Raw genomic sequence first — 15,884 nt, forward strand, 5'->3', positions numbered from 1 at the left:
GTGAAAACCCATGGCTAAAGAGTTATTCAGGAAAACAAAATATATGGTTGCAAGTAAGATACCTTTAGATAGTAAAAATCCTACTCCAGGGGTGGAATTTTTGGAAGAAGAGCAAAAGGACAAGCCTTTTATACCAGATGGAATGTGGGATAAATGTGATAGTTGTGGTGAAATAATATATATAAAAGATTTGGAAGATAATTTGAGAATTTGCCCAAGGTGTGAGACTCATTTAAGGGTTTCTGCATCAGATAGAATAAAGCAAATAGTAGATGACGGAACTTTTAAAGAATTGGATAAAAATTTAAGAAGTGCAAATCCTCTTGATTTTCCAGGTTATGAAAAGAAGATACTGGCAACCCAAAAACAAACAGATATGCTTGAAGCAGTTATAACAGGGAAAGGTAAAATTAATGATATTGAAATAGTTATAGCTGTTATGGATAGTCGTTTTATGATGGGAAGCATGGGATCGGCAGTGGGAGAGAAAATAACTAGAGCTGTAGAAAAGGCAACAAAATTAAGATTGCCCATTATAATATTTACAGCTTCAGGGGGTGCTAGAATGCAGGAGGGGATTTTTTCACTAATGCAGATGGCAAAGGTGAGTGCTGCTATCGAGCGGCATAGTTTTGCAGGATTACTTTATATTACTGTACTTACTGATCCAACAACTGGTGGTGTAACAGCAAGCTTTGCAATGCTTGGCGATATAATTTTTGCGGAGCCAGGTGCACTCATTGGGTTCGCAGGTAAAAGGGTAATTGAACAGACTATAAAGCAAAAGCTCCCTGCAGAATTTCAAAGGGCTGAATTCTTATTAGAGCATGGATTTGTAGATGAAATAATTTCTAGACACAAGCTAAGGGAAACATTAGGACAAATACTTTTTATGCATAAGGAGGTACGGTAGTGTTATTACAAGGACTAGGAAAAATACTTACTGAATTAACTCATAAAGAATTTACTTCTTGGGAAAAAAGAACTATTGCTAGATTACCCAAAAGACCATTAGCATTGGATTTTATAGAGAGAATATTTGATTCTTTTATAGAGCTTCATGGAGATAGAGCTTTTGGTGAAGATGCATCAATAGTTGGAGGTATCGCTATGTTTGATAGTATGGCGGTTACTGTTATTGCACAACAAAAGGGAAGTAATACAAAGGACAAGATTAAGAGAAATTTTGGGATGCCAAATCCAGAAGGTTACAGAAAAGTTTTAAGACTTATGAAGCAGGCTGAAAAGTTTAAAAGACCTGTTATATGTTTTATAGATACCCCTGGAGCTTTTTGTGGAATTGGTGCAGAGGAAAGAGGGCAGGGAGAAGCTATAGCTATAAACCTTCTTAAAATATCAAGTCTTAAAACTCCTATTATTTCCATTGTTATTGGAGAAGGGGGAAGTGGTGGAGCGCTAGCACTGGGGGTGGCAGATGAAGTTTGGATGCTAGAACATGCGGTATATTCCATTCTTTCACCGGAAGGATTTGCAAGCATACTTTGGAAGGATAGTAGCCGTGCAAAAGAAGCTGCAGGAATTATGAAAATCACAGCTCAGGATTTATTGCAGTATAAAATTATTAATAGAATTATAAAAGAACCTGCTGGTGGTGCACATAAGGATGTAGACAAAACATCAGAATCAATTAAAAATGCTTTAGTTAACGCCCTTCCAATATTACTAGGTAAAACTAAAAAGGAGCTTATTGAAGATAGATATGAAAGATATAGATGTATAGGAGTGTATGAAGAAAATTGAGCTAATTTTTTATTTTAAAAGGAGGATGAATTATGAAATTTAAAGAATTATTTAATAAAACTAAATACTTCACGTTAAGTGTTACACCTATAAATCATTTTAAAATTAATGGTGTTGAAGCATTAGCAAACCCCACTGAAAGTACTAATAGTAAAGGTGATATGTTATTAATTCAACACAGGACTTATAAGGTAAGAAAAGGCTGCGTTGTTAAACTTATAGGTTGCATTGAAGCTAATACAAATGATTTTATGTTAGTACCGGGTGAACAATTTTTTGTAAAACCTTACACTGGATATGACATTTACGGAGAGGATCATGTAGTACATCGTGGGAAAGAATATATTTTACATTGGAATAGTAAAGTACTAAAATTACTAAGGGATTGTTCTTTAGTAGTTTTAAATTAGTAACAAATGAAGATTACCATCCCATTTTATACGCACAGACATTATAATATCTGTATTAGTTGGTATACACTTAATTTATTATCATCTCATTAACACTAATATTAGGATTCTTATATCTCTCTTTACATTGTGTAACTTTACCCCATTGAATAGCATTAGCAGGACATAAATTAATACAAGCTAAACATTGTGAGCATTCTTTTCCCCATATAGGTTTTCCCTTAACTGTAATGGTTTTGCTATTACATACCCGTTGGCATAAGCCACAGCAATCCTGTACATTTATTTTAATTTATAGTAACTATATCTCCTTTCAAAACAATTTCATTTTCAGCTTTTTTTACTGTATAAACATTAGGAGCCCCCTCGCTTGAAATATATTAATGTATTATAACATCTATAGTAAGATATAATATATAATAAGATAGCATCGTGAATAATTTGTCGAGAATTCGTTTTGCTGTAATTGTTAAAGAGCTCGCCTATGGTCTTTTGAGTTCTAATAATCAAAATAGTTAGGAATGATGATAATGGAAAATGATATAACACTAAAAGTGGATGGCGAAGGAAGAATTTTCTTTTGGGATAATCTTAAAATCTTGTTAATAATTCTGGTTGTAGTAGGACATTCTGTAGACTTTTATACATCTATTTCACTAATGATGAGAAATATATATATTTTTATTTATACTTTTCATATGCCTTTGTTTATCTTTGTTTCAGGATATTTTTCTAAAAGAGTTGTTGAAGGAAAACATCTTAGTATAGAAAAAGTATTTTCATTTTTGATACTATATTTATTAATGAAATTTTGCTTTTTTATTCTAACCAAATATATGTTTGGGAATTCAGAGGTTGATTTTAAATTTTTAGTAGAAGATAGTGTTCCGTGGTATTTGTTAGCAATGAGTGTTTGGTTTTGTTTTACATATATTCTAAAAGATATTAAACCGATGTTCGTAATAGTTTTTTCCGTTTTGATAGGAATTATGGTAGGATATTATAAACTAGTATCGGTTAAAGACCTTTTTAGTTTATCAAGGATATTAGTATTTTTTCCATATTTTATAGCTGGTTATTATTTTAAGCAAAATAATTTGATTAAGATTTTAAAATGCTCTTGGTTAAAATGGGTATCCTTAATTTCCATAACTGCACTATTTATAATAATTCTTTTATATGGACAAGAATTATATTCATTTAGAGGTTTTTTAACTGGTCGTAATTCTTATTCATCTTTAGACAGGCCTCTACTTGGTGGTTTTTATAGATTGATGTTTTATGGATTATCCACGATTATATCACTGGCAATAATATATATAACTCCAAAAGGTAAATTATTTATAACTAAGTTTGGAAATAGAACACTTCAGGTATATTTTATACATCATTTAGTATTATCAACATACCATCACTATAGATTAAATAATTATATAATTAGAATGTTCCCGAATAACTGGAAAATAATTTATCTACTGCTTGCGGTTGGGTTAGCCTTAGTTTTATCACTTAAAATATTTGAATATCCTTTTACGAAAATAATTAATATAAAATTTAAAAAAATGCTAAAAGTTTGATATCTCTTAGTATTTTTTTAGTTCAATCTCTGGAATGGGGTCAGACCCTTAGAATAAACTGGAAGCAGTTTATTCTTGCTACCTGTTTCAATTTTTTCGATTACAGATGCAATATTCTAAATCAAGTATCTCATCAATAGCTTTTTTATACCCTCCCGCGTCTCTAAGTGATTTTCCGATTTTTTTCACTGTTTATTTTAAAATTATTGTCTAAAAGAATTTTAACTACTGACTGCCTCAACATCTCATCTGTAACTTTATCTTTCTCAATAACAATACCTGCACCAAGTTCTGCTACTCTATTGGCCACAGCAGGTTGATCAATTGCAAGTATTAAGTTTTTATTTTTATAAACTTATACAACCCAGGGATGATGGGTAAAAACATAGGGGAAATAATAAGTGAAGGAATATAAGAGATGAGCAAAGTACAAGACAATCAAACGTAGAAAAAAGGAATGTAGCTAGATTTGTTTACACAAATTTAGCTACATTCCCAATAGTTTATCTTAAAGGATTTCTTTCATTATTCTAAAAAAGTTTTTGTAGCTTATTTTTTCAATGTCTTCATCTGAATAATTTCTTTCTCTTAATATTTTAATCATATTTTGAGCTTTTGAAGCATTTTCAAAACCGATAGTGTTTGCGTCTTCCCCTTCAGCAAAGGCTAACATAGTTGCAGGATCTAAATAATCATCAAAATCAAAACCGAATCCTATATGATCAATACCTATAACTTTAACCATATGATCAATATGATTTGCAAGATGCTGAATATCTCTCTTTTTAGGATCAATGTCTACTATATCTGCGAAAGCATTTAATCCAACTACGCCACCTCTATTTGCAATTGCTTTAAGTTGTTTGTCGGAAAGATTCCTAGGAACATTGCATATAGCTCTACAGTTTGAATGTGAAGCAATGATTGGTTTTGTAGTGTTTTCTAGTATTTCCCAGAAAGTTTTATCATTAGCATGAGATACATCTACAATCATGCCTAATTGTTCCATAAGTTTAACAGTTTTAACACCATCTTCTGTAAGCCCTCTAGATGGATCACCATCTTTTCCAGTAGCTAATTCATTTGTTTCATTCCATGTAAGCATAGCATGTCTTACACCAAACATATATAAAGCATAAATTAGATTTGAGTTATGTCCAAGCCCACTTAATCCCTCCATACCAATTAAAACAGGCATTTTATTTTCAGAAAGAGCTATATCAATGTCACTGCCATATTTAATAATATGGAAAATATCTTTGTTCTCTAAAATTTCAGCTGACATATGTTCAATTATTTCTAAAGTTCTTTTTGTAGGGTCAGTATCATAGGGAGGATCTATCCAAATAACAAATATGCCTCCACCAATATTACCTTTTTTGAACTTTTCCATGTGTTTTGTTTTAAAAACATCTTTCATTCCCTTTTGTCTTTCTACAGTTACATCTGTCCATATATCTGCATGTGCGTCAAAAATCATGGTATTGCCTTCTTTCAATTAATTATTTTAATTATATAAAATATAAATGATTAACATTAACCATCAATATAATCTGCTACTCTTATTTTCAACTCTCAATTGAACTTATAATATGTTTCCTACAAATATTCCATAATAATTTCCGACAATATATCCCAGGGTACCTACTAATAGAACCGGAATTACAAGTGCCCCCCAGCCTTTAGCAATTGCCATTGCAGCTGCAGTTGTTGGCCCACCAATATTTGCATTAGAGGCTAATATAATCTGTTCTAAGTCAAATTTGAATAGTTTACCAAATCCAAGTGAGAAGATCATATTAACTAATACTATTATTAAACAGAATACTAATAATAAAGGTGACTTGTGGATTATTAATGAGATAGAAGCAGGTGCGCCTATAACACAAAAGAATATATAGATTAAGAAAGTACCGATTTCTTGTGATCCATTAATATTTCCGAAGAAATTAGAGAAAAAAGTAGCTAAAAGCATTGTAAAAGTTGTTATAATTAAATATTTATTTCCTATAAGACCAACTAATAAATTTAATCCTAAACCTGATTCGGGTCCAATATGGATAAAACCATTAAAGTAATCAGCAATCATAGTTGAAACAGCAACGATGATAAATGATGAAGCTACTGCTGTTGCTATATCGAGTAATGATATTTCTTTAGCTCCCCAGAACGTCGCAGCTTGTGTTTTGCCGCTATTTGGATCAGTGCTTTTTTCTAGCTCATCCATAAGAGGGTGCTTGTATGTTTTTTTGAAGAATCCTATAGAAGGTATTGTGGTTAAAACAAAGAAATATAATGCCATTAAAAGATTATCAGCAACAACAGCAGCTGCAGCTAATTCTTTAGCTACATTAAAATGATCAGCCATAGCAGCAAAGTTAACACTTCCGCCGGTGTAAGTACCGGTCATCATAGCAGCAATTACATTTAATTTTGGTATGTGATTTTTTAATAGTTGGAAGCCTATAATAGCACCAACTATAGTTCCTATACCGCTTATGAAATAGATTGCAAGTATTCTTCCACTATCCTTCCAGATTTTTTTTGCATCTGCTTTAAATAAGAGAAGTGGGATAGCTAAGGGTACTACGTAACCCCAGACATTGTCATATGTAGGTGCATCAGTTGGGATAATCTTTAAATTAGATAGTATCATCATGAATAATAAAGCTAGTACACAACCTGTGAGTCTATTGGCCCATTTATATTCTTGCTCTAAATAGATACTTAAAGCAGCAAAACCTGTAAGTATTGCCCATAATGCCCATGTGTTATCAGCATTTATTAGTGTATGCATAGTTAGTCCTCCCTAAGATATAAGTAAGTATTATTTTTGATAACTAGAAACTTCAAAATAAAGAATTGATATATATATGTATAAATTATATTACATTACTAAAATAATAATAAATTTGAAATGCATTTCATGTTTATTGTAGCACTTGTTAAAAATATGTCAAATTTGGTTTTATTTTAGGGTTAATAGGTTAAATAGTAAAAAAATAAAGACAATTTGTCTTTACTTTTTACTATTTATTAGCTTTACACATGCATCAAATAAAAAAGTATATACATCTTCACCCTGTTTGATTACTTTACTAAAAACTATTTACTTTGGAATTAGTAATACTTTTAAATCACTAAACAAACTCTTAATCAACCTCCATTTTATCAATTACTCCCATGCTTTAACATAATCTTTTATAAACTCGTCTATAGTCCTAGGGTTTCTTTTTAATAGTACTTCAGCAGTATCCGTAACATGGTTTGCCATTCCAGCCTCAGAACCCTTAATATAATATGTCTTATTCTCATGGCCTTTTTCTACAAGTGTTCTTCCAATAATCTCACCAATATCTCTGAATTATCATAATTCTCAAAATTTATAGTTTCAACACCATTATATTGGTTAGCATGATTTAATCTATATCCAACTCTATCCACAGTTTATGGCTATCTTCGTATTTGTCACATATTTCTTTACAAATATGATCCATTTTCTCCTAACTAGGACAATACATTGTGCCATGCATGGACTCCATCAGATGAATTAGAATTAGTAATCAAGTTAATGAGGGCTTTTGCCATCGTAAGTTCAGCTTCTATTAGTTCTGGTTTATTGCAAGATTTAGCAAGGTCCTTAATTTCATTAATTTCATTTTTTTTGGACCTCCGACGTGATTGAGGGAAGCTAAGCGAGCCTCTTGCTATTGACTTAAGGCAAATGGAAAGAGTGCAAAAATCATTGTGATTTTGCACTCATAACTTGTAGTATTTTTTTGAACCTCTAACGTAAATCTGATAAAAACTAATAATTTACAGGTGCTTTTATAGAGTAATAACTTAGTTATCAGCTATGAAAAACTTTAGAAATACTCAGGGCCTTAATGTAGATTAAGGTTTGTACATATCCTAAAACCTTGAGATTTTCATGCGTAATTTTGAAGATGACGTTATAGATTAAGTTGCTAAAAAACTATAATATGATTTATCAACTGGAGAATTTATTCTTAGTGAGGTTATGCAAGGACAGCATAAGCGAAACTATTTTGCCACTTCTGTGTAAAAATGATTGACTATGTATATGTTTACACAGCATGATTTCTTACATATACTTGTACTATAAGAAGGGAGTTGTAACTATGAAAAAGAGCATTATGTGGAATCATATTTATGAAGAAACTAATAAACTAAAAACATTACTAGCAAGTACTCAAGTTGAAAAATTTTTAGAAATATATGACACAAAAGCAATTAAAAAAATGATATTTGTAGCCTCTGGCAGTTCACTTAATATCGCAACTGTAGCAAAAAAGTTTTATGGGGATCTAGCACAAATTGATGTAAGTACCTATACACCTTCAGAATTTATTTTTAATAGTAAGATGTTAGATAGTTTTAATAAAGAGACTACCTTAGTGGTTGCTATTTCGCAAACCGGTACAAGTAGTGGAACAATAAATTCAATATCTTGTGCGAAAGAGTTAGGATATAAGGTATTATCTATTACTGAAAGAAGAAATACACCAGCACAGGAAATGAGTGATTATTATTTAAATTTCTTAAGTGATTTAGAAGATTGTAATGCAAAAACTAAGGGATTTAGTAACTCACTAACACTTTTAGAAATATTAGCTATCCAAATAGCAAAAGAGAAAGCTGTGATTACAGATGAAACTTTTAAAGCTTACATGGACGAAATTAAGGCTAGCATTGATGATATTCCCTCCACTATAGAAAATACAGAAAAGTGGTTACATGAGCATAAAGATTGGAGTGCAATTAATCATCTCCTTGTAATAGGGAATGGGACAAATTATGGAGTGGCAGTAGAAGGTATGTTAAAAATACTAGAGACTTTATGCATACCCGCTTCAATTTGTGAATTAGGGGAGTTTTCACATGGATTTCATAGAACCATTACTAATAATAGTAATGTAATAACTATATTTACAGATGAACCTGGAAAGGATAATATGAAGAGAACTAATGAATATTTAATTAAAAAAGCGGGAAAATTACTGGTAATTAATGCAACAAAGGAAGTTATAAAAGGCGATAATTATATAAATGTAGTATACCGACCACTTACCGCATCTTCATTAAATATTTCAGTTGTATTTCAAGTTATAGCAACAGCTCTTCCAGAGATAATTGGACATGATCCAAATTATCCAATGAATGAAGATTATACAAAAATAGTGGGTACACGAGTATAGAAATTATATAATAGAGAGCGATAAGTACCTCCTTTATTCTTAATTGCGGTTAATGTAATTATTGATTAATATAATGCTTTAAAAGAGGTGAATTATGGATAGGAAAAAAGAGATATTCAGGTTGGTTTTTAGTTCAAAAGAATATATCACTGTAAATGATATAGCAAAGTCTTTGGGCATCTCAGCAAAAACCGTACGCAACGATTTGCTTGAATTAGAGGTGTATGCAACTAATTTCAGATGCGAAATAGTGAAGATCCCAGGAAAAGGAGTTTCCTATGTAGGAGACTTAGATAATGTGCAAAAATTAATGACATCCTTTGATAATTCCAAACTGGACAAAATTGATTCACCGGAATATCGTCAACAAAGAATATTGTTAAAATTATTTAATTCACAAGAAGCAACCTTAATCAAACAGTTAAGTATAGAGCTTCACGTAAGTAGAGCGACCATTAACAAAGACATAATTATTCTTAATCAATGGTTAAGTTCCTATAACCTAATTATTGAATATTTAAAATCTAAAGGTGTTCATATAGTTGGGAGTGAAAATGATAAGCGAAATGCTATGGCAATGGTGTTTTCTTATAATCAGCGCGGCGGCAAAGTAAATTTAATTACATACCATGATTCAAAGGTAATATATACAGATGCTATTTTAAATTTGGAAAAGGTGCTAGGCATTGATTTCAATAAGTTGATCGCAATGATTCATAGAGTGGAAAGGGGCTTTGGTAACGTATTTTCAACAGAAGCTACAGTAACTCTTGCAATGAATCTTGCTGTTATAATAAATAGAGCAAAAAACGGTCACCGTATCCTGCTTGACTTTGAATTAGTTAATATTTTAAAAGGTAGTGAAGAATTAAAAATTATAGAAGAACTGGTGGAGAATGTTAAAAATGAGTTTAATATTACATTACCAGAGCCGGAGAGGTATTATATACTGCTACATTTCCTTGGAGCAAAGGTTCTAAAAAATGGCATAATACAGCCCTTAGACATGAAAATAAACTTTGAAAACGAAGAGATCATCCGTGAATTTGTGGAAAAAATACAAATTGATATTGGATTATTCTTAGAAAATGATAGCAAGCTAATTGAAAGTTTAATGCTTCATATTAAACCATCAATAAATCGAATACTATATGGCTTAACCCTCCACAATCCGCTACTTTCAGAAATTAAGAGGGATTATGGTGAGATTTTCCGTATTGTATCTAAGCATAAATCTATTATAGATGACTATTTTCACATAAAACTTCCTGAGGATGAAATTGCATATTTGGTTTTACATTTTGTAGTTTCAGTAGAACGAAGCTCCAAAACCATACGAATATTAATTGCTTGCGCAAGTGGTATAGGAATTTCGCAATTACTAGCTGTTAAAATTGAACGATTATTTAAAAATATCGAAATTGTTGCAGTTATTTCCATATATGAAATTGAAAAATATAAGCATCAAAATATAGACCTTTTAATTTCAACAGTGGATACTGAGGAGAACGATGAATTTAAAACTATTGTTGTGAATCCTTTATTAAGTCAGAACGACATAATAAGTATTACAGATATTATTAATCATAACCAGGTTAGGACTAATTTAGATAATTTGTTTTATGAAGAAAATATTTATTTGAATGTGGACCTTGATAGTAAAGAAGAAGTTTTAAAATTTGCCTATGAGAAGCTTATGATAAATCATTATGTAAGAGAATATTATTATGAAACACTTATAGGTAGAGAGAAAAAGGGTTCTACTTATATAGGAAATAATGTTGCAGTTGTGCATGGTGACATGAGCGAAGTTATATTTAATTGTTTGCAAATTATCAAACTGAAACAACCGATTTTATGGAATGATAAAGATCGTGTTGATTTTATCATAAATGTGGTATGTACGAAAAAAGATTCTATTTATTTTACAAAAGTTTTCCGTAAATTAGGAAATTATTTAGATGACATTGATTTTTGGAATAGAATTAAGAGTGCAAATACCTCAAAAGAAATGTCGAAATTATTAAATAAGGAGTTGGCAAATGATTATTGACGAAAAGTTAATTATTCTAGATTTAGATGTTAATAATAAATTAGAAGCAATTGCATCATTGAGTGAAACTGCAGGAAAAGCAGGGAGATTAAGCGATATAGATATATATTGTCAAAAGGTTAAAAAAAGAGAGGATGAAGTGTCAACAGATATGGGATTTGGAATAGCAATACCTCATGGAAAATCGGATGTAGTTTTAGATCCATTTGTAGTTTTTGCAAAATTAAAAAAACCGATTGTCTGGAATGAAGAGGAAAACAGTAAAGTAAATCTGATTTTTATGATAGGAGCACCAGAAAATAGTAAAGATAACGTACACTTAAAGATTTTGTCTCAAATAGCTGGAAAGTTAATGGATGAGGACTTCTTGAATGATTTAAGAAATGTAACAGAAAAAGAAACAGTATTAAATTATTTTAAAAGTATAATAATTTAGGGGGCGATATTATGGGTAAGATTAAAGAAGAATTAATAAACATTAGAAAAGCTCTTATGACAGGTGTAGGTTATATGATTCCTTTTGTAGTATTTGGTGGTATTTTAATTGCATTGACAATTGCATTTTCAGGAATTACACCAAAGGAAGGCGCTGTTATTGCAAATCCAATTTTAAAAAGATTATTTGATCTTGGTGTACTATCTATGGGATATATGGTTCCAATCTTAGCTGCATTTATAGCTTTCGGATTAGCTGACCGCGCTGGTATTATGCCAGGTTTCATTGGTGGAGCAATTGCCGCGCAGGCTGGGACAGGATTTTTAGGGGCTTTGGTAGCTGGTATTTTAGCAGGCTACGTAGTTAATCTTATAAAAAAGATTAACCTTCCAATTGCATTAAAATCATTGATGCCGATTTTTATTATACCATTAGTTGGTGGAGTAATAGTAGCTTTAACAATGGAATATGTTATTTGTGCACCATTAACATCCTTTAATGGAGTTATGACTACTTTTCTTAGTAATATGAGAGGGGGAAATATAATTCTTCTAGCAGCAATCTTAGGATTTATGACAGCCTTTGATATGGGTGGACCAGTCAATGTTGTTGCTTGCTTATTCGCATGGTCTTTCTTCCCTGAAAACATATATACACTAGCTGGTCCAGTGGCGGTCGCTATTTGTACGCCACCACTCGGTATGGGACTTGCTACACTATTATCTAAGAAAAAATATACAGAGGAAGATCGTGAAGCGGGAAAAGCGGCCCTTGCAATGGGCATGATTGGTATTTCTGAAGGTGCAATACCTTTTGCTGCTAAAGATCCAATTAGAGTATTGCCATCCATATGTGTTGGAGGTATGGTAGGCGCAATAATAGCAATGCTTGCAAAAGTATCATGTTATGCACCACATGGTGGACTTATAGTCATGTTAGTAGTAGATAAAAAAATATATTATATTCTAGCCATTGTAATTGGGTCCCTTGTAACTGCTCTTATGGTGAATTTCCTAAAAAAAGATATTGTGGAAACGGATGAGATAGTCTATTAAGAAAAAATACGATTAAAAATTAGGAGGATATATCATGTATATTATTGGAGTAACATCATGTTCTACAGGAATTGCACATACTTATATGGCGGCGGAAGCAATTAAAAAAGCGGCTAAAAAAATGGGTCACACTGTGAAAATAGAAACTCAAGGAGCTCTTGGAATTGAAAATAAGTTATCTAAAAAGGATATTGAAACTGCGGATTTAATTATTATTTGTGCAGACGTATCTTTAAGAGAATCTGAGAGATTCTCAGGAAAGAAAACTTATGATAGCGCAACAGAAGTATTTATAAAAGATGCACAAGGTGCTTTAGCAAAAGCAATTTTAACTGTAGAATAAATAAATAGAAAATGTATGAAGGAGCAAGGTTTTGATGAAACACTTGGAATAATTTAAATATGATTCCAAGTGTTTTTCTATCTTAATCATTTGCATTTATTTTTACTGCAATGGAATGCTTGAATTGTTGATTTTCTGGGCCTCGGAGGTGTTTGAGGGGAGATAAGCGACCCTCATGCTATACTTTTATCAAATAATAACATTTAATTTTGATTACGTACAAATAGAAAGAAAGGCATATATATAATAAGACTACCCTCTTTTTAAGATACTTTAGAGAGCGTAGTCTTTTCACATGTCAACAACAATATTTAAGTTCGTAAATTATTGAACCCAAAACTGATGATGCAATATTCCATTAATAAGCTCTTTACTACAAATAGTAGCAGAGATATGGGTTGAATCATATCTTATACCGAGAAAATAATTTAAATGGGGGGGGGAATGAATTTTTTTGAGAGGAATAGATATAGCAAGTTACCAACAAAATATAGATTTTGAGAAAGTAAAAAAAAGTGGAATAGAAATAGTTTATATTAAAGCAACTCAAGGAATCACTTATAAAAATCCGCTGTTAGAATCACAATATAGTGGAGCCATGGCAGCAGGACTTAAAATCGGATTTTATCACTATTTAAAAGCGAATGATCCGACACTAGAAGCAAAACACTTTTTAAGTGTTATAGCTGGACTTTTATCGGATTGTAAATTAGTTATAGATGTAGAAGAGGCATTAGGACAAACCATAGCTAAAACAAGTTCTAATGTAAGGATATTTGCAAATTATTTAATAGCAAATGGGAAAGAGCCATGTATTTATACAGGAGATTATTTTTACTCAAACAATCTAGATAATTCAGTTAAAGATATACCGTTGTGGGTGGCACATTATGGAGTGTCAAAACCTGATGCGGCTAATTATATAGGATTTCAATATTCGGAATCAGGGAAGGGAGATGGAATAAACGGACTTGTTGATTTGGATGAATTCAGTTCTGGTATATTTATTAGTTCAATACAACCTATACCAGTAAATGCTATTGTAAAGGCATTTCAACATGTTGTTAACCTGGTTGGATTAGTAGATAAAAACAAGGACAAGCTTATTGAGGATGGAATTGAAGGTGCTCATACCAATGAGGTTATAGCTAAAATATTGGTAATTAAAGGAGCCAATAATGAACTTGTAATGTGGGTTCAGCAGCGACTTATTGCGTTAGGATTTAACTGTGGTAAAACTGGAGCTGATTCCTACTTTGGGTCTAATACCCTAATAGCAGTTAAGAATTTTCAGATCTCAAGAGGGTTAAAATCAGATGGAATTGTAGGACCATTAACAATAACACAACTTTTAAAATAAAAAATTGGGTTGCATTTGCTCTGTTTTAAAATATATTAAAATGAAAGAAGGCATACAATTGCCTTCTTTTTTATGCAGGAGATAGTACAGAATATTTATGATTGGTTATTCTGTTGTTGATAATCAATCAATTTCATAAACTCTGTTTTATTAAGTTTCGATTTTCCTGTTTATAATAATGATAAATTATTATAATAAATATGGGCATAATACTAATAATCCGTAAATGTTTTTTAAAAAACTAATGAGTATTTATAATGGTGGAGGCTTATCAAATGAAAACTAAAAAGATATTTTTAATTTTTTCTAGTGTTATGCTAATTATTGTAACCTGCGGTTATTTTATAATTAAAGATTTCACTACAACTGGTTTTGGAAAGCTTGATACAAAGTTTGGAGTAATGACAAAAATAGAAAAATATTTCAACCCTGTTTCACTTAAAGGGAAGTCTATAAATGAAATACGTGTGGAATTAAATAAAAATACAACAAGATGGAGCTCTAAACCTATTCCTTTTCCCAATATAAAAAATATGAATATAAATACAGATACAAATAAAGTGCCTGTGCGAATATATACTCCTGAAAATGGAAATAGCAATAGTTTTCCTATAATAATTTATTCCCATGGAGGCAGCTTTATAAGTGGTAACATTGATGTTTACGACAATGTTTGCAGGAAGCTTTCAAAAAATACAAAAGCTATTGTGGTATCTGTAAACTATCGCCTTGCGCCAGAAAATCCTTTTCCTGATGGGCTTAATGACGTATATAATGTACTCCAATGGGTTAATAAAAATGCTAAAAGTATTAATGGTGATTCTAGCAATATATGTGTTGCAGGTGACAGTGCTGGAGGTAACCTTTCTGCTGCAGTATCCCAAATGGCACGTGATAAAGCTGGTCCTCACATAACTTCTGTGGTACTTATATATCCATCTACAAACATTTATAAGTTAAAAACTAAATCTTGGTCAAATTTTGGTATGAATTATAATTATACAAAAGAAAACTCCCAAAAATTTTTATCATTATATGTTCCTAAATTAGAGGACAGAAAAAATAAATATGCGTCCCCATTATTATCTAACAATTTTAAAAATTTACCTGACACTCTAATAATTACATCAGAATTTGATCCATTAAGAGATGAAGGTGAAGCTTATGGAAAAAAATTAAGCCTTGATGGGGTAGATGTTGTTTATACCAACTATAAGGGTGTTACACATGGTTTCATTACAATGGATAAGATTACGAATAAAGCAGATGAAGCTTTAATTGAAATTTCCGTATATTTAAAAAATAAATTTAATAAAAAGCAAGTCTAACACTTAGTATAGTTTAATAAATTATGTAACTATAGCATAATAGATTGTAAAAGACCCAGTATAATTAGAGAAATTATACTGGGTCTTTTACTTTAGGGTTATTATAATTAGAATTATGTGCAAGTTCTAGGGATTCAGAGATATTTATTTACAATAACACAACTTTTAAAATAAAAAATTATGTTGCATTCGCTCTGTTTTAAAATATATTTAAAATGAAAGAAAGAAGAAACCGAAGAAGATTAAGCCTTGTCGTTCCAGAGATTGGAAGTGAAACGGACAACCTCTTGCTAATAAATCATCTTAAAATCCAAGTGCATTTTCGTAAAAGCTAGTTTTTTC

The 15,884-nt window shown here is 31.2% G+C and carries 13 protein-coding genes and 1 pseudogene; 11 read left to right on the forward strand and 3 right to left on the reverse strand.

What is annotated here, in order from left to right; genetic code table 11:
- The first annotated feature begins 10 nt into the window (after positions 1 to 10).
- The 4 genes from accD (at position 11) to KPL51_RS01500 (ending at position 3,748) form a co-directional block, all read left to right on the forward strand.
- Entirely contained in the window at positions 11 to 913 is a 903-nt protein-coding gene (gene accD, locus KPL51_RS01485) for an acetyl-CoA carboxylase, carboxyltransferase subunit beta (RefSeq protein ID WP_216156295.1), read from the forward strand.
- 23 nt (positions 914 to 936) lie between these two features.
- Entirely contained in the window at positions 937 to 1,761 is an 825-nt protein-coding gene (locus KPL51_RS01490) for an acetyl-CoA carboxylase carboxyltransferase subunit alpha (protein WP_216156757.1), read from the forward strand.
- A gap of 32 nt (positions 1,762 to 1,793) precedes the next feature.
- Positions 1,794 to 2,171, forward strand: coding sequence for a hypothetical protein (locus KPL51_RS01495; protein ID WP_216156297.1), 378 nt, complete (start codon positions 1,794 to 1,796; stop codon positions 2,169 to 2,171).
- Positions 2,172 to 2,701: 530 nt separating this feature from the next.
- Entirely contained in the window at positions 2,702 to 3,748 is a 1,047-nt protein-coding gene (locus KPL51_RS01500; protein WP_216156300.1) for an acyltransferase family protein, read from the forward strand.
- 87 nt (positions 3,749 to 3,835) lie between these two features.
- Here the strand turns inward: KPL51_RS01500 and KPL51_RS01505 are convergent.
- From KPL51_RS01505 to KPL51_RS01515, 3 genes and pseudogenes are all read right to left on the reverse strand, one after another.
- Positions 3,836 to 4,073 (reverse strand): annotated as a pseudogene (locus KPL51_RS01505) (hypothetical protein); the annotation flags it as partial.
- A gap of 183 nt (positions 4,074 to 4,256) precedes the next feature.
- Complete coding sequence (locus KPL51_RS01510) at positions 4,257 to 5,228, reverse strand: dipeptidase (protein WP_216156303.1); 972 nt, start codon at positions 5,226 to 5,228, stop codon at positions 4,257 to 4,259.
- A 105-nt stretch (positions 5,229 to 5,333) separates the two neighbouring features.
- A complete protein-coding gene (locus tag KPL51_RS01515; protein WP_216156305.1) occupies positions 5,334 to 6,545 on the reverse strand; it encodes a DUF819 family protein in 1,212 nt (403 codons plus the stop codon).
- A 1,345-nt stretch (positions 6,546 to 7,890) separates the two neighbouring features.
- Here KPL51_RS01515 and KPL51_RS01520 point away from each other — a divergent pair.
- The 7 genes from KPL51_RS01520 (at position 7,891) to KPL51_RS01550 (ending at position 15,542) form a co-directional block, all read left to right on the forward strand.
- Positions 7,891 to 8,967 carry an SIS domain-containing protein gene (locus KPL51_RS01520; RefSeq protein WP_216156307.1) on the forward strand — a complete coding sequence of 359 codons (1,077 nt, stop codon included), beginning with the start codon at positions 7,891 to 7,893 and terminating at the stop codon, positions 8,965 to 8,967.
- A gap of 94 nt (positions 8,968 to 9,061) precedes the next feature.
- On the forward strand, positions 9,062 to 11,020 hold the full coding sequence (locus KPL51_RS01525) for a BglG family transcription antiterminator (RefSeq protein WP_216156310.1): 1,959 nt from the start codon (positions 9,062 to 9,064) through the stop codon (positions 11,018 to 11,020).
- Positions 11,010 to 11,456 carry a PTS sugar transporter subunit IIA gene (locus tag KPL51_RS01530; protein WP_216156313.1) on the forward strand — a complete coding sequence of 149 codons (447 nt, stop codon included), beginning with the start codon at positions 11,010 to 11,012 and terminating at the stop codon, positions 11,454 to 11,456. Before KPL51_RS01525 ends, KPL51_RS01530 begins: the two co-directional genes overlap by 11 nt.
- Positions 11,457 to 11,467: 11 nt before the next feature.
- The gene (locus tag KPL51_RS01535; protein ID WP_216156316.1) at positions 11,468 to 12,511 is read left to right on the forward strand and encodes a PTS fructose transporter subunit IIC; all 1,044 of its coding nucleotides are present in this window, start codon (positions 11,468 to 11,470) and stop codon (positions 12,509 to 12,511) included.
- A gap of 34 nt (positions 12,512 to 12,545) precedes the next feature.
- Positions 12,546 to 12,854, forward strand: coding sequence for a PTS fructose transporter subunit IIB (locus KPL51_RS01540; RefSeq protein WP_216156319.1), 309 nt, complete (start codon positions 12,546 to 12,548; stop codon positions 12,852 to 12,854).
- A 454-nt stretch (positions 12,855 to 13,308) separates the two neighbouring features.
- Entirely contained in the window at positions 13,309 to 14,214 is a 906-nt protein-coding gene (locus KPL51_RS01545) for a GH25 family lysozyme (RefSeq protein WP_216156322.1), read from the forward strand.
- A 275-nt stretch (positions 14,215 to 14,489) separates the two neighbouring features.
- Positions 14,490 to 15,542 carry an alpha/beta hydrolase gene (locus KPL51_RS01550; RefSeq protein WP_216156325.1) on the forward strand — a complete coding sequence of 351 codons (1,053 nt, stop codon included), beginning with the start codon at positions 14,490 to 14,492 and terminating at the stop codon, positions 15,540 to 15,542.
- Positions 15,543 to 15,884: the final 342 nt, after the last annotated feature.

Source organism: Clostridium bowmanii (assembly GCF_018861315.1).
Lineage (GTDB): Bacteria > Bacillota > Clostridia > Clostridiales > Clostridiaceae > Clostridium_AD > Clostridium_AD bowmanii.

Excerpts from the sequence above, each read along its gene's own strand:
- accD (WP_216156295.1), top strand. The coding sequence starts at position 11 with ATGGCTAAAGAGTTATTCAGGAAAACAAAATATATGGTTGCAAGTAAG.
- KPL51_RS01530 (WP_216156313.1), top strand. The coding sequence starts at position 11,010 with ATGATTATTGACGAAAAGTTAATTATTCTAGATTTAGATGTTAATAAT.
- KPL51_RS01540 (WP_216156319.1), top strand. The coding sequence starts at position 12,546 with ATGTATATTATTGGAGTAACATCATGTTCTACAGGAATTGCACATACT.
- KPL51_RS01515 (WP_216156305.1), bottom strand. The coding sequence starts at position 6,545 with ATGCATACACTAATAAATGCTGATAACACATGGGCATTATGGGCAATA.
- KPL51_RS01500 (WP_216156300.1), top strand. The coding sequence starts at position 2,702 with ATGGAAAATGATATAACACTAAAAGTGGATGGCGAAGGAAGAATTTTC.
- KPL51_RS01550 (WP_216156325.1), top strand. The coding sequence starts at position 14,490 with ATGAAAACTAAAAAGATATTTTTAATTTTTTCTAGTGTTATGCTAATT.
- KPL51_RS01535 (WP_216156316.1), top strand. The coding sequence starts at position 11,468 with ATGGGTAAGATTAAAGAAGAATTAATAAACATTAGAAAAGCTCTTATG.
- KPL51_RS01510 (WP_216156303.1), bottom strand. The coding sequence starts at position 5,228 with ATGATTTTTGACGCACATGCAGATATATGGACAGATGTAACTGTAGAA.
- KPL51_RS01525 (WP_216156310.1), top strand. The coding sequence starts at position 9,062 with ATGGATAGGAAAAAAGAGATATTCAGGTTGGTTTTTAGTTCAAAAGAA.
- KPL51_RS01520 (WP_216156307.1), top strand. The coding sequence starts at position 7,891 with ATGAAAAAGAGCATTATGTGGAATCATATTTATGAAGAAACTAATAAA.
- KPL51_RS01495 (WP_216156297.1), top strand. The coding sequence starts at position 1,794 with ATGAAATTTAAAGAATTATTTAATAAAACTAAATACTTCACGTTAAGT.